This is a genomic window from Klebsiella variicola (genome assembly GCF_000828055.2).
Taxonomy (GTDB): Bacteria; Pseudomonadota; Gammaproteobacteria; order Enterobacterales; family Enterobacteriaceae; genus Klebsiella; species Klebsiella variicola.
In genome coordinates this window covers 3,147,328-3,160,397 of record NZ_CP010523.2, presented here as the reverse complement: position 1 = coordinate 3,160,397, position 13,070 = coordinate 3,147,328, and the positions used below count along the sequence as shown (strand labels likewise).

The 13,070-nt window shown below is 48.0% G+C and carries 23 protein-coding genes and 1 pseudogene; 20 read left to right on the top strand and 4 right to left on the bottom strand.

Annotated elements, in window-relative coordinates; all coding sequences use genetic code 11:
• The first annotated feature begins 7 nt into the window (after window positions 1–7).
• Genes SP68_RS14875 through SP68_RS14855 form a run of 5 tightly spaced genes read left to right on the top strand, consistent with a single transcriptional unit; the run spans window position 8 to window position 2,458 of the window.
• On the top strand, window positions 8–895 hold the full coding sequence (locus tag SP68_RS14875; protein WP_174545384.1) for a hypothetical protein: 888 nt from the start codon (window positions 8–10) through the stop codon (window positions 893–895).
• Window positions 896–897: 2 nt separating this feature from the next.
• A complete protein-coding gene (locus SP68_RS14870; protein ID WP_040975863.1) occupies window positions 898–1,647 on the top strand; it encodes an ATP-binding protein in 750 nt (249 codons plus the stop codon).
• 7 nt (window positions 1,648–1,654) lie between these two features.
• Entirely contained in the window at window positions 1,655–2,023 is a 369-nt protein-coding gene (locus SP68_RS14865; protein WP_040975865.1) for a DUF977 family protein, read from the top strand.
• Window positions 2,020–2,223, top strand: coding sequence for a hypothetical protein (locus SP68_RS14860; protein ID WP_040975867.1), 204 nt, complete (start codon window positions 2,020–2,022; stop codon window positions 2,221–2,223). Before SP68_RS14865 ends, SP68_RS14860 begins: the two co-directional genes overlap by 4 nt.
• Window positions 2,216–2,458 carry a hypothetical protein gene (locus SP68_RS14855; protein ID WP_040975869.1) on the top strand — a complete coding sequence of 81 codons (243 nt, stop codon included), beginning with the start codon at window positions 2,216–2,218 and terminating at the stop codon, window positions 2,456–2,458. The genes SP68_RS14860 and SP68_RS14855 overlap by 8 nt, the downstream gene beginning before the upstream one ends.
• Before the next feature lie 188 nt (window positions 2,459–2,646).
• Here the strand turns inward: SP68_RS14855 and SP68_RS14850 are convergent, their stop codons facing one another.
• Window positions 2,647–3,393, bottom strand: coding sequence for a hypothetical protein (locus tag SP68_RS14850; RefSeq protein WP_052470378.1), 747 nt, complete (start codon window positions 3,391–3,393; stop codon window positions 2,647–2,649).
• Window positions 3,394–3,924: 531 nt separating this feature from the next.
• On the opposite strand from SP68_RS14850, the gene SP68_RS14845 reads away from it, so the two are divergent.
• The 10 genes from SP68_RS14845 to SP68_RS14820 all read left to right on the top strand — a co-directional run bounded on the left by SP68_RS14845 (window position 3,925) and on the right by SP68_RS14820 (window position 9,816).
• Entirely contained in the window at window positions 3,925–4,158 is a 234-nt protein-coding gene (locus tag SP68_RS14845; RefSeq protein ID WP_032754145.1) for a hypothetical protein, read from the top strand.
• Window positions 4,159–4,827: 669 nt separating this feature from the next.
• On the top strand, window positions 4,828–5,061 hold the full coding sequence (locus SP68_RS26565) for a hypothetical protein (RefSeq protein WP_071891583.1): 234 nt from the start codon (window positions 4,828–4,830) through the stop codon (window positions 5,059–5,061).
• Between the two features lie 35 nt (window positions 5,062–5,096).
• On the top strand, window positions 5,097–5,693 hold the full coding sequence (locus tag SP68_RS14840; protein WP_040975872.1) for a DUF1367 family protein: 597 nt from the start codon (window positions 5,097–5,099) through the stop codon (window positions 5,691–5,693).
• Window positions 5,693–5,899, top strand: coding sequence for a hypothetical protein (locus SP68_RS28915; RefSeq protein WP_071891579.1), 207 nt, complete (start codon window positions 5,693–5,695; stop codon window positions 5,897–5,899). Before SP68_RS14840 ends, SP68_RS28915 begins: the two co-directional genes overlap by 1 nt.
• A 2-nt stretch (window positions 5,900–5,901) precedes the next feature.
• Window positions 5,902–6,198 carry a DUF1364 domain-containing protein gene (locus SP68_RS26555; protein WP_038421389.1) on the top strand — a complete coding sequence of 99 codons (297 nt, stop codon included), beginning with the start codon at window positions 5,902–5,904 and terminating at the stop codon, window positions 6,196–6,198.
• On the top strand, window positions 6,195–7,010 hold the full coding sequence (locus SP68_RS14835) for an antitermination protein (RefSeq protein WP_032732960.1): 816 nt from the start codon (window positions 6,195–6,197) through the stop codon (window positions 7,008–7,010). The genes SP68_RS26555 and SP68_RS14835 overlap by 4 nt, the downstream gene beginning before the upstream one ends.
• Before the next feature lie 251 nt (window positions 7,011–7,261).
• Complete coding sequence (locus SP68_RS26550) at window positions 7,262–7,888, top strand: YagU family protein (RefSeq protein ID WP_071891578.1); 627 nt, start codon at window positions 7,262–7,264, stop codon at window positions 7,886–7,888.
• Between the two features lie 635 nt (window positions 7,889–8,523).
• Window positions 8,524–8,844 carry a hypothetical protein gene (locus tag SP68_RS14830; RefSeq protein ID WP_052470379.1) on the top strand — a complete coding sequence of 107 codons (321 nt, stop codon included), beginning with the start codon at window positions 8,524–8,526 and terminating at the stop codon, window positions 8,842–8,844.
• Window positions 8,828–9,352 (top strand): lysozyme, encoded by a 525-nt coding sequence (locus tag SP68_RS14825; RefSeq protein ID WP_040975874.1) that lies wholly within the window; start codon window positions 8,828–8,830, stop codon window positions 9,350–9,352. Before SP68_RS14830 ends, SP68_RS14825 begins: the two co-directional genes overlap by 17 nt.
• Window positions 9,349–9,816, top strand: coding sequence for a lysis protein (locus SP68_RS14820; RefSeq protein WP_040975876.1), 468 nt, complete (start codon window positions 9,349–9,351; stop codon window positions 9,814–9,816). The genes SP68_RS14825 and SP68_RS14820 overlap by 4 nt, the downstream gene beginning before the upstream one ends.
• A gap of 30 nt (window positions 9,817–9,846) precedes the next feature.
• Here the strand turns inward: SP68_RS14820 and SP68_RS26545 are convergent, their stop codons facing one another.
• On the bottom strand, window positions 9,847–10,062 hold the full coding sequence (locus SP68_RS26545; RefSeq protein WP_071891615.1) for a KTSC domain-containing protein: 216 nt from the start codon (window positions 10,060–10,062) through the stop codon (window positions 9,847–9,849).
• Here SP68_RS26545 and SP68_RS28415 point away from each other — a divergent pair.
• Window positions 10,041–10,205, top strand: coding sequence for a hypothetical protein (locus SP68_RS28415; RefSeq protein ID WP_162848989.1), 165 nt, complete (start codon window positions 10,041–10,043; stop codon window positions 10,203–10,205). The two genes, SP68_RS26545 and SP68_RS28415, sit on opposite strands and share 22 nt — an antisense overlap.
• A 37-nt stretch (window positions 10,206–10,242) precedes the next feature.
• Here the strand turns inward: SP68_RS28415 and SP68_RS26540 are convergent, their stop codons facing one another.
• The gene (locus SP68_RS26540) at window positions 10,243–10,425 is read right to left on the bottom strand and encodes a hypothetical protein (protein ID WP_071891575.1); all 183 of its coding nucleotides are present in this window, start codon (window positions 10,423–10,425) and stop codon (window positions 10,243–10,245) included.
• A gap of 85 nt (window positions 10,426–10,510) precedes the next feature.
• Between SP68_RS26540 and SP68_RS14810 the strand changes: the two genes are divergently transcribed.
• From SP68_RS14810 to SP68_RS28910, 4 genes and pseudogenes are all read left to right on the top strand, one after another.
• Complete coding sequence (locus SP68_RS14810; RefSeq protein ID WP_040975880.1) at window positions 10,511–10,804, top strand: Acb2/Tad1 domain-containing protein; 294 nt, start codon at window positions 10,511–10,513, stop codon at window positions 10,802–10,804.
• A 346-nt stretch (window positions 10,805–11,150) separates the two neighbouring features.
• The gene (locus tag SP68_RS14805; protein ID WP_040975882.1) at window positions 11,151–11,630 is read left to right on the top strand and encodes a hypothetical protein; all 480 of its coding nucleotides are present in this window, start codon (window positions 11,151–11,153) and stop codon (window positions 11,628–11,630) included.
• 136 nt (window positions 11,631–11,766) lie between these two features.
• Window positions 11,767–11,994, top strand: coding sequence for an Rz1-like lysis system protein LysC (lysC, locus tag SP68_RS29110; protein ID WP_071891573.1), 228 nt, complete (start codon window positions 11,767–11,769; stop codon window positions 11,992–11,994).
• 239 nt (window positions 11,995–12,233) lie between these two features.
• Window positions 12,234–12,383, top strand: a pseudogene (locus tag SP68_RS28910) (putative metallopeptidase); the annotation flags it as partial.
• A gap of 135 nt (window positions 12,384–12,518) precedes the next feature.
• On the opposite strand, the gene SP68_RS27860 reads toward SP68_RS28910, so the two are convergent.
• Window positions 12,519–13,013, bottom strand: a complete 495-nt coding sequence (locus tag SP68_RS27860; RefSeq protein WP_015958303.1) for a hypothetical protein — start codon at window positions 13,011–13,013, stop codon at window positions 12,519–12,521.
• Window positions 13,014–13,070: the final 57 nt, after the last annotated feature.

Below are 13,070 nucleotides of genomic sequence, written 5' to 3'. Positions count from 1 at the left end.
GGTCTCTATGCGTGATTACGGCAAGGTGCATACATCATTTTGGATAAGCGATGGAATGCGCCGGGTATCGGATGATGCCAGGTTGCTGGCACTGTATCTGCTCACCGGGCAACACACGAACATGATTGGGTGTTTCCGGCTGCCTGATGGATACGTTTCGGAAGACTTAGCCTGGACTCCTGAAAGGGTTTCGAAAGGGTTTGATGAGCTATCGGCTAACGGTTTCGCAACGCGTGATTCGTCATCGAAATGGGTGCTAATTCGTAACTTTCTAACCTGGAATTCAGTTGAAAACCCAAACCAGGGAATTGCAGCACTTCGTTTGTTTGATCAGGTCCCGGACAAATCTACGGTGAAGCCAGAGCTGGCGCGGGTTTTAGCCTCGGCAATATCCCACATTGGTATCGCAAAACTAAAGGGTTCCGAAAGGGTTCTCGAACCGTTCCTTAACCAGGAACAGGATCAGGAGCAGGAACAGGATCAGGAAGAAGATAGTTCGGGGCATGGCTCCGCCACACCTCCAGACGATCAGAACCAGGACGAACGCGAAATACCTGAACCCCAAAAAATATACCCGAATGAGTTCGAGCAGGTTTGGTCGGTTTATCCCCGGCGGGCAGGTGGTAACAGCAAATCCGATGCCTTCAAAGCCTGGAATGCCCGAATCAGGGATGGAACCACTACGGCGGAAATCCTCTCCGGCGTGGAACGTTACGCGGCTTTCGTTAAAGCCGAGGGAATCCTGAACACGCAGTACGTGAAACAGGCGAAAACGTTTTTTGGCCCTGGTATGCATTTCAGCGAGCCGTGGGCGATTCAGCAGGCGCCAGGCGCACGAGATCCCAATCAGATTTCGGAACCTGACAAAACCATCCCATCGGGATTCAGGGGGTAGCGATGAAAAACATGATTGGTACCGGGAATGCACTGGAACGACTGAAAAAACTCATTCCCCCTGGTGTTCAGCCAAAATTCGGCAGCGTTGATGAATGGCGTGCCTGGCAAGCCGAAGAAGGCCGTAAGCGCTGTGAGGGACTGGAAAAACAAAACCAGCGCGCACGTGCAGAGAACATCTTTGGACGTGCAGGAATTCAGGATCTGCACCGCGGCTGCACATTCGCGAACTATCAGGTTGAGTCGGAAGGCCAGCGTCGGGCGCTCTCGATGGCGAAAAGTTATGCGCAGCATTTCGGCTCTGGGTTTGCGAGTTTCGTATTCAGCGGAGCGCCGGGCACCGGGAAAAACCATCTGGCGGCAGCAATCGGAAATCACCTGCTGGCTGGTGGCCGCTCTGTGCTGGTGGTAACCATTCCGGATCTCATGCTGCGTGTTCGGGAATGTTATGACGGCGGGCAGTCAGAGGCGTCCTTGCTGGACGACTTGTGCCATGTGGACCTGCTTATTCTGGATGAGGTGGGTATTCAGCGCGGAAGCAGCGGTGAAAAAGTCATCCTGAATCAGGTTATCGATCGCCGGCTGTCCTCCATGCGACCTGTCGGCATCCTAACCAACCTGAACTATGAATCGCTGAAGGAAACACTGGGTATGCGGATCCTTGACCGTCTCCAGATGGACGGCGGTATGTGGGTGAATTTTGAATGGGACAGCTATCGCAAAAACGTGCGCCATTTGCGTGTCGTTAAGTGAGGTATGTATGGCTAGAGCATTGTCAGCAATTGAGCGCAGAGAGTACGTCCGCGCAGTGATTCGGATCACCAGGCATCAGGGGCGCCTCACGACCGCCGAGGCAATGAACAAACTGGGTCTGAGCCGCGCTACTGTCCAGCGGTATTTTTCCGAAGCAGAAGCGACCGGCGAGGTTGTCCGGCATGGTCGTTTGGGATTGTTCCGTGATCAGCGCGCCGTCATCGATTTTGACATGAAACGGTTAGGGATGGTGCCAAAGGCAGCGTCAGGGATGAATTACAGCCTGCTTGGTTGTCCTGTATTCCAGCGTTTCCTCGATATTCAGGAAATGATTTTTACCTGTACGCCGGCATCGTCATCACGGGAGGCCTTATGACAATTGTGAAAACCCATACCGGCACCGTGATCACAAAAGACGGTCCGCAGGTAAAAAAACTTCACCAGACAGAGCGGATGTGGGTCGTTGGCAAAAACGAGTTTTACCACAAAGAAACCGGGCGCCGTCACTTTGCAGAAAATACGCGCCGCCGGCTGCTGCTGGACACCATCAAGCCTATCGGGGTGAAGCATGTTTAAACAGAACGAAAAATGTATCGCTCAAATTGCTGAGTATATCCCGCGCGCCTGCCGGGGTATGCAACTGCAGGAAGCCAAAGCGCGTCTGAAGAAAAAAATCGCGCTCTATACCGATGACGGCTGTGATGCTGCAATTCTTAACGCGGCATTTGCATCAGCTCTTAACAGTCATACGTGGGAGTCATTTTTTTCGTGCATTGCCGCGCAGCTGCACGAGGAGGCCAGCCATGATTGAAATCACCGAACTGGCGCAGACAGCCAAAAAACGCTGAATGTGGTGAGCATCTTTCCCCAGCGGAGACCATAGAGCTGGTAGAGGCGCTTGAGAAGGCGCAGGGGATGGAAACCTACTGGAAAACTCAATGACGGAGGAAAACCGCCCAACGTGAGCAGCTAGTATGACCCGTGGGCGGGATTTATTTTTTATTTTTTTCTTGTCCCGATTAACCCTAATTCTATAGCCCTATTATGAACCTCTATTAGGTGCGCTTTGACTGCATCAGGGACTGTTGAACTACCAAGTGTAAATTGCATATTATAATCAAGGAGTGATTCTAATTCGCGGTTTTCATCATTAACCTTATTGAGTTCATTTTCCATTGATTTATATCTTTCCTGGTATGCGCTATTTTCCCCCAGAGCATGATTGAGTTTAGCTTTTTCTTGTGAAAGATGTAGGGAAAGTTCATCTCTCTCCTTTGTTATTTCTCCCATTCTTGATTGTGATTCTGTAATTTCTTCTTTCATTTTTTGAATTTTTTTCTCGTCACCAGTTTTAACTTTTTCATAGGTCACGTCATGCTTGGCTTTCAATCGCTGTAATCTTGTAGCGCGTTGAATCATTCTAGCCTGTTTGAAGTTATCGATTGAATCTGCATTATCAAGAGGTTTGCTTTGCAATTTTGTTATAGCATTATTAATCCACGGGAGTGCAAAGCATAAAATAAGTGACGACAATGCAGGGAATACAATTACGTTCCACCAGTTGCTATTTTGTGAAATGTATTCTATTTTGTAGTAAATCCCATTATCAGCAAAAAACAAATAAAGTATTTGCTTCCAGTTAAATGCGCACCATGAAATTGCGAAGGCACCGAATGCAGGGTTTTTAACGCGATTCATTGCTGTGTTGAATGTCGATGTCGTGAATTCTTTAAGTGATTCTAACATGATAATCCCATATGTTTTTTATGGCAGTATACCGTTATGGTAGCACTCAGTCACCAGGCAAAAAAATGCCCTGACGAACCGGGCGAAACAGGGACGATGGAAAGTGCCGTCCTTGGCTGGGTGTCACAGGATTTACAGCATGAAGTCATCGCAATGTCGTCCTGCTGTAAAAAGGGCGATGGTCAGAAAGGGAATAACTGCCACCGCCAAACTTGCACTGGAACTACGGTTATCACGGTCCTGGGGCGTGATTAGGTTGTGCCATAAAAAGGACACTAGTGTTTTTGCCAAGGCTGTTTGTGGTGGTCATCGGGAGGTGTCAAGGTTGGGTTGCCAGGCAGATTTCTGGGATACTAGTGGAACTAGACTCTGGGGGAAAAACACAGCAAGATAGAACTAGCGGTACCAGCGCTTGCGCGAGTACCTCATGGAGCGAGTTAGCTACTACCGCGAGCAGAGCTTACAACTTCCGCGAGCGAGCGATGCGCGCTACATCGAAATGGTAGAATTGAATAAAAAATAAGGAGAGTAATGGAGCGACAAATTTTAGTTTTTCGCGGCGAATTCGATTCTTACGTTACTTGCCAGCCATATGTTGGAAGAATCCCTCCTGAAATACGGTCCATAGTTTTAGAGAATGAAAAATATTCTTTAACAGTGTATCCGTACGAAGGAGAAAACTATCTGGTTGCCCACCAGAGCGAGATAAAACAGGAATCACTTGAGGAAGCGATCAAGCTTTATAAACCGAAGCCATTAAATTGATTTTACGTTATCAACCAGCCATAACCATGTCATCGGAGCTTGAACAACTCCGGTGACTTCTGCGCTCTACATAAAGCACTTTAGCTTTCTGGAAGTAACGCGTGCGACAACAACTACCACGACGATTTCTTAAGCTTCGCTTCCGCCTTGCCTGCGATAAGGAGTCGCTTTCGTCCTGGCGCACACTATCAGGAGGATGGCAGGCAGAACACCAGAAGTTCCACCTAATTAACCAAACCTGCATCCGTGTTTATTAACTCTTGTTCCTTGTTATTAACCATTACCCATCTTTTGTCAGAAGGACGGTGCAATATGTCATATGGATATTTCCAAATAATTTGGATTTTAATGCTGCAAAACCTTCGGTTACTTTAACTAAATATCATATTTTGCTATTTCATCACTGCATTGATCAAATAGGGACTTGTACAACACACAAAATATGCTTTTGGCCAACGTGCAAAGCTTTTACCTCCGTCAACCGGTAAAAATAAACAAAAGCACCAAAGTTTCGATTTTGATTATCTCCTTTGAAAATAGGGGCTTGTAGGACGATCTTCATCTGCCATCATATCTTCCGCTACCGTGAAATTTTCACATGTAAGTGATTTAACATTAATTTATACTGTATAAAAACACAGTATATGGTTTTGCTTCCGGGAGGTAGGGATGCGCAATGAGAGTAATGAGTACTACGATCTGGTTAAACGTTCTACAGGTGAAGTTGTTGGCAGCATCAGGACAGCAGGCCGGGTTCTGGTATACACGGCAAATGGTGTTACTTCTATGCGACCACTGCTTGAGGACGAGGGAGTATTTAATCTCAACGCAATGACCAGTTTTCTGCATCGCCTCGGCTACCGGGTTATCCCGCCTTCTGATAATATGAAATCAACGGCCTGAACAACCGTTGACCTACTGCGCCACGGAGAGAAACCATGGCGCAATTGCACTTAATAAAGCAGTCACAAGGTTTACTGATCCCTGCCACGCAGGAGACCAGCGATTTCTTGCAATCAAAATGCAAGCTCGGTTCCGTTCTGGAGGCCGACTTTAAGCTTGTCCGCAATCCGGCGTTTCACCGCCGCTATTTTGCTTTACTCAATCTCGGCTTTGAATATTGGGAACCTACCGGCGGGGCGATCTCGTCTAACGAGCGCAGGCTTATCACAGGTTACGCCAAATACCTTGCTGCATATGGCGGGAGTGAATCGGCGTTACTTGATGCCGCCGGGCAATATCTCGACCGAATAGCCGAGAAGCGATCCGGCTATATCAGTATTTGCAAATCTTTCGATGCTTACCGGGCGTGGGTCATCGTTGAAGCCGGCCACTATGACGCCATTCAGCTGCCGGATGGCACACTGAAAAAACACCCTCGCAGCATTTCTTTCGCCAGCATGGACGAATGCGAATTCCAGGAACTGTACAAAGCATCGCTCGATGTTCTCTGGCGGTGGATCCTCTCTCGTTCGTTCAACAGCCTGCAGGAAGCTGAGAACGCCGCAAACCAGCTTTTAAGCTTTGCGGGGTGATGCCGATGAAATACTCATGGTTTCACCATCTCGAATGCACAACGCAGCAGGCCGAAGAATTGGTAGCGAGATATCGTCAGCGGGGCGTAAAGGTCGAACGAAGCTTAAACCCTGACTTTATGACATGGACCGTCAGCGCGCAGCTGGTGGAGGACAAAAAACCGCCGCGGCCAGACTCTCGCTGGCGCAACAGGATGTGGGGGTGAGTATGGCGAACCTACGTAAAGCGGCCCGAGGCCGCGAATGCACAGTACGTATTCCCGGGCACTGTAATGGCAATCCGGAAACCAGCGTACTGGCGCATTACCGTCTGGCGGGAACCTGCGGAACTGGATGCAAGCCGGACGATACCCAAGGGGCAATTGCCTGCAGTGCTTGCCACGATCTCATTGATGGCAGAAAGAGAACCACCGATTACACCCGCGACGAACTGCGCCTGATGCATGCAGAAGGCGTGCTCAGAACTTTGGCTATATGGAAACAAGAGGGGTTACTGAAAGCATGAAACTCGAAGCATCCTTAAAACATTTCAGCCCTCAGGGTATGCACATCAGCGACGACGTGAAAAGCACAACACCAAATCGCCTGACCGGAACAGATGTTATGGCGGCTATCGGTACCACCAGCAGTCGTGCGCGCTTCGGCCTGGCCGCTTTCTTCGGAAAGGCTGGCATCAGCAAGGCGGATGAGCAGTTGGCCGTCCAGGCGCTAGCGCGGTATGCGATTGAAACCGCACCGAAGAACGTACGCAAAACCGCGGGTAAAGAGCTGGGGCACTGCTGCCTGATTTTGGCGAAGTTTGCTTTTGCGGAGTATTCCCGGTCCGCGGAAACAACGGGAGCCTGCAGGGTATGCAATGGCACCGGGAAAATTGAAACAACCACTACGGAACGCAAAGTCTCTAACCCGTGGGGCAAAGCTCCATATTGGGCGAAAAAATCCCGTGCTGTCCGTCCTTCCGACTGGGATAAGTGGACTGAAGTAACAGCCAGCATAAGCGCTCAATGTGAAGCTTGTGACGGTAAGGGAAAGATAAACGCACGCTGCCGCTGCGGTGGTACAGGCCAGGTTCTCGACCGCAAAGCGACAAAAGAGCAGGGAGCTCCGGTATATAAAATCTGTGAGCGCTGTTCGGGGAATGGTTTTTCAACGATGCCGTCTACTGCTGCTTATAAAGCGATTCTGACGCTTATCCCAGACCTGCACATCAGAACATGGACACGCAACTGGAAACCTTTCTGCGATGCGCTGGTGGACCAATGCTGGAAGGAAGAGGAGAAGGCAGATAAAGAATTTCAACGAGCAACAGCTGATTGAGTAAATGGTCCCATTATTTTGCATTTTAAGCGCACGATACTTGATTTTGTCCGAAGTTGTCGTGTATATTTTGAATCGTGGAATAAAACGCCTGAACGAATCATTCATATAAACCCTGCTACTGCAGGGTTTTGTGTTTTTGAAAACAAATGCCTGAAATCGGCTATAAAGTGTGATCTGAATCAAAATGCCATGCGCCAATCTTAAGGAATATTAAGAAACTGTAAATATTCTTTATAGGTGATGGTCTTATGGCGTTAAAAGATATTTTTGTGCGAACCGAACCTCGCAGACGGCATTATGGCGTTGCATTGTTTATCGGGCTTATTTCTGGGGTGGTTTCTGCATTTGTTAAATGGGGTGCTGAAGTACCATTACCACCTCGTAGCCCTGTCGACATGTTTACCAGTGCCTGTGGACCAGAGTCATTAATTCGAACTGCCGGGCAAATTGATTGTTCCAGAAACTTCCTTAACCCTCCTTATATTTTTCTGCGTGACTGGTTAGGGTTAGCCGATCCAAATGCGGCTGTCTATACCTTCGCCGGACATGTGTTTAACTGGGTGGGTGTAACGCATATCATATTCTCCATCGTGTTTGCGGTTGGGTATTGTGTAGTTGCTGAGGTGTTTCCAAAAATCAAGCTGTGGCAGGGTTTGCTTGCAGGTGCACTCGCACAACTGTTTGTCCATATGATTTCGTTCCCGCTTATGGGCCTAACCCCACCGTTGTTCGAACTACCATGGTATGAAAACGTTTCTGAAATATTTGGACATCTGGTGTGGTTCTGGTCAATTGAGATAATTCGCCGGGATCTCAGAAACAGAATTACGCACGAACCTGATGCTGAGGTTTCTCTGAATTCAGCATTCAGATAATCCAGGCTGTAAAAGCCAGACCCGCATAAAATGCGGGTTTTTTATGCCTGCGATTGGTAGCTGTTCGACAGTGCTGTTCGCTGTGATGGCAGCCGTAATATCGGCGTCTTTCACAGTCGTTGTATTGACGCTGGCTATGTTTGCAGCATAACGTATTGATGTGGTGAATCCCCCTATGCGGAGGGGCGACCAGTCAGTTACAGAAACCTGTAAATGCAGCGCGGGCCATGCCGACTGGGGCATGCTCATCGGGAGGCACCCGGCACCACATTGCCACTAAACATATTTAAGATTTATGGCAGGTTTACTTTTGCGGTTGCCCTTCTATGTTTATAGAACGTAACGGCAAAAGTGAATGCTTCCTGGTAAATCGGTAGCTCGGACTATTAGGAGTGCCTTCGATTCGTTACTACCTAGAATGCCTACTTTCTGCCCGCCTTCAGGCGGGCTTTTTTACGCCATGAATAAGGCGTTTAAGTAAGCAAAGGAAAACATCGTTTGAAGGCTGCGCTTTGCGTAGCCTTACTTTTTTCAGGCCCACGGGAATCATTATCGATAAGTCTCGTTGTTCAATTAGCCCGATGGGCCTGCCCCCCTAATTCAAACAGCACCCCGTTAGCCCGGAGGTGGAGACTATGAAAATGAACAATCAGAACGAGAATATCGTTACCCATTTCTTTGCGTGGTTGGCTGCTGTTGCCTCAATGCTGGGGATCACTACTCAGGACATGGTTTATATCCTCTTTGGTTTCATCGGCGTGGTGATTTCTCTCGCGTCGTTTGTGTTGGGGAGAATGGATGCGCGGAAAGAGCGAAACGAAGACAGTAAGCGAACGCAGTTGCTGGCTGATTATCTCCATGGCGTGCAGCAGAAACCAGTTCGTGAGCGCCCATCGTCTGCTGAAGTGATCACAGAATCAATGAACAGGATAAACAACGATGGCGCAGTTGACTAAAAGAGCCGGTACCACCGGCGCGGTTTGTTCTGTGGCAGCGATTATCGCAATAGTGCTTAATGCTGGTCACGTGCGTACCAACGAGCGTGGGCTCGATCTGATTGGCAACGCTGAAGGTTGTCGGCGTGATCCCTATGTCTGCCCGGCAGCTGTGCTAACCGATGGCATCGGAAACACACACGGAGTTAAACCCGGTGTGCGCAAAACTGACAAGCAGATCGCCGCTGACTGGGAAAGAAACATCCTTGAGGCCGAGCGTTGCGTAAATACCTATGGCAATGGCCGACGGCTGAGCGACAACACATTTTCAGCGGTAACGTCGATCACCTTTAACGCAGGCTGCGCCAATATGCAGAAATCGACATTGTTTGCGCTACTCGTGAAAGGTCATGTTACGCAGGCATGTAACCAGTTCCCTCGCTGGGCGTACGGTGGTGGGAAAGTTATTCCCGGCCTTGTGACTCGTCGCGCAGCAGAGAAACAGCTCTGTCTGGAAGGTGTGAAATGAGCCGATTAACCGCCATTATCAGCGCTGTTGTGATCTGCCTGTTAGTCAGCCTCGGCTGGCTGACCAGTCACTACCACGACAACGCCACCGAGTTCAAAAGGCAGCGTGACGAGAAGGTTAAAGCGCTAAACCTTGTGAACGAGACCATCACCGACATGACAACTCGGCAGCGCGATGTTGCAGCGCTCGATGCCAAATACACGAAGGAATTAGCCGATGCAAAAGCTGAAAATGATGCTCTGCAGCGTAAGCTTGATAATGGTGGTCGGGTGCTCGTCAAAGGCAAGTGTCCAGTGTCAGCCCCAACCCAAACCGCCGGCGCCGCCAGCATGGGCGATGATGCCACCGTCGAACTCTCTGCAGTTGCTGGACGAAACGTTCTCGGTATCCGGTCCGGAATCATCAGCGACCAAACAGCCCTGAGAGCCCTGCAGGACTATATTCATACGCAATGCCTCAGATAAAAAAGCGAGGCCAAGCCTCGCTTAGATTACTCACCCAACTTTGCGGTAAGGGTAGCCAGCTTTTTTGATGTGGGCATCAAAATACTGGCCTTTTGACGACGCATTCATTAGTGCTGTGTATACGGTAGATGGAACCCTTGCGTATTGATAAATGCCACCGCTATGGAATGCAATTTCCAGAGTTGAAGTGGCGTGGTCGTAACCAACTGAATGGAGATTTGAAGATGAAACAGGTTGACGATTCAAAACGGTTTCCTCTTTTGAGTGGGAAGAGTCCCGAGGAGATCGTAAAACTATTCAACAGCTACAACTTTGTCGACGATCATGGTCATCGACTGGATATGTGCCAGGACTTCAAAGACTTGGTTGAACTGGTTAGCCATGCCTGACAGCGTTAAGAAGTAACCTGGCCAGCAACCTGCAGGGCTACAGAAATCCGCTTTCCTTCAGTGTTTTAGCCAATAAGTAATTGGTGATTACTCCAAGAGAAACCCCAACAATCCACGGCACAGCTGAATTAAGCATTAGCGAGTTGTTCACATTAATGCTGGCGGTAATGCAGGCATAGGTATTTGTAAAAGCAAACCATGTAAATAGTATCTGTTTCATTTGGTTATCTCCATGCTTTCCTTCCCAACAATATCCACCTACGAGCTAGTAAAAGCAAACCAGGTACAACCGAAAAGGGTATGAAATGAGTGAAGCAAAACCGCAGGACGGCAGCACAGTAAAGGGCTACCGCACATTAACCGCTGGCGACATTGAGCGAATGAACCGCCTTAAAGGCGTCAGCCGCCACTTCTGTAGTTTGCTTGATACCGAGCGAGGTGAATTGTTGGCTGTCCGTAATGGCCCAGCAATGTTAAGCGCTGAGCAGGCTCGGGAGATTGATGAAGCTATGCGTAGCCTGGCAATCGCCCGCACCAAAATGCAGGAAGCCTGTATGTGGGCATGCCGCGCAGTTGCCCGGACAGATTCTGACTGTTAATCCCACTAAGGGATAAATCACCAACTAACCCCATCCGAGGATAAAGCAATGAAGCAATAAGCGGATAAACCGTAGCCGAAAGGCAATGCAGCAGTCATGATGCTGGCCTGAGTCGCCATAGAGCGAGCCTGTGTAGTGACGGGTCAAGGTTCTTATATCAAAACAAGCTCCGGTAAAGCGGCGCGAGCGCCAAACGCGCACCGGTTATAAGCGGCGATGATGCGACAGCAACTCAAGGGCATGAGCGTGGCCACTTCGGATAGTGGCAAAGCGTTACAGGATCCATTCATTGAGTGGCTTCGATAATGTTTTTCGATACAATCATCCTAAATTGCATGGGGTGATCATGAACGCAGAATACATTTCATATGAATCATTGATAGCGGAACGGGATGCAGCTGAATGGGGTTTTTGGTCGATGATTGGAGCTTGGGTGTCAGCAATGGCTACTTTAACGGCTGCTATTGTTGGTTTTCTGGCTATCAATGTCTGGCGTAAGCAGGAAGAGGCGAAGGAGTTAAAGAACTTTAGGGTTGCAGCTTTTAGGTATCACAACTCACTTATTTTCGCGCCACAATATATGAAGGTTAAGGAAAACGACTCTCATATGGCTAGGGCAAAGAATGTTTTCGATGAGCACCAAAACCTATATGTTTCTACCCTTATGATGCATGATGTAAGGACTAGAGGTCATGCATCACGAATCCTTAACAATATTTCAGATATATATAAAAGATATAGGGATTCGGAGATTAGCAATCATGAAGCTCATGAAGAGATTATGCAAATAATTAAGACCGAGCCACTATTTGGCATGTGTAAATAACACCCATCATCAATTGTTTTAAAATATAATTAAATTCAAAGAGTTATATTGATATATACTTATGAGTATTCGGTTAAGGCCAGAATCTCCTGAGAACTTCACTAACCCAGAATGAAAAGACCGAGCTTTGTCTGGTATGTGTTCAGCAGGTTATCTGCATCAGGCAGTCGCTGTTGTCCCGATAAGGGCTGACCTTAGAGAAGACACACCGATCCCCGGAATGGAGGTTCCGTTCACGTGGCAGGCTAGTCTGGAGTTAAACGCGAAGCTTTACTCTGCGCTGGGTCGGTGCAATCTGGATAAGGCGGGGATTAGAAGTATAGAGGATAGCCGGTCAGATAATAGTGAGCTAGGCTCAATGTGAATCGCTGAAAAAACTCAGAAAACAATAGTTTAATCAGAAAGAGTTTGATGAGTGGTTTGTGCATGTAGCCTCCTTTGAGAAAGAGAAGAGGACGATTCCTCTTCTATACTCGCCACTAATACCTGTCGCGATGAGTCTTTGCCCGAACCAGCCTTCTTTCCCCTCTTATCCTCGCCACTAATTATGACAGGCTGTCTAACGTGTTGGACAACGTCGAGCATTCCAGAGGAATGTTCTGCATGGCAGAAACTGAAGATCGCCGACCATTCCCTCCCGTCAACTTCACTAGCGAAAACTGGCTGCCGTATACCCGGCTGATCCCTGCTACCGAAATCGGCGAATGGGTAAATCAGAACATCCTCTCCGAAGAGGGCCGAATCCATAACCCTGCAGCATTCGAACAGTTTAAGCTGGAAAATAGTATTTCATTGATAGTATGCCTGCCTGTTAGCAGAGCTGCATCCGCACGCAGTGTCTTCGACAAGCAAATCGAGTTCCCTGTTGTACTATTAAGTGTCGGTAGCTCATTTTTTTGCTCTATAAGCTTTCTCTTTTAAGTGCTCCAGTATAGGTTTGACACTATCAATCCAGTCGTTTTTTGATGTGTCGACAGTGTGAATAAAAACATTGGCAGCCCCTCGTTCTAATAAGCCTCTGGCTTGTACATCTTTGTGGAGTAAGACAAGGGTTGGCTTTTTTAATGATAGAGCGATGGCTGTCTCTATCTGATTCCATTCAGTAGGTAAAACAACGTTATTAACTTTATTTTCTTTAATGGAGCCAGCAGTTATGTATATCTGGGGTAAGGCGAATATAATTACACATTCACATCGAGTCATTAGCTCAACAATATCATCAAAGGGTGTTTGTAAGCATGGTTGACTAATCCCAATTGTATTGCCGTACATCATTAAATCTGGGAGTGTGTCGTCAAATTTTCCTAAAGCATCTTTTAATTCTTCAGGTAGCCAATTAGGCCGTGATATGAAAACCTCCATCAACCCGCTCTCTTTGCTCATAAATCAATCTCCTGCATAAAAGTACTTTTTCGTTGAGAACAAAAAAACCTCTCAACA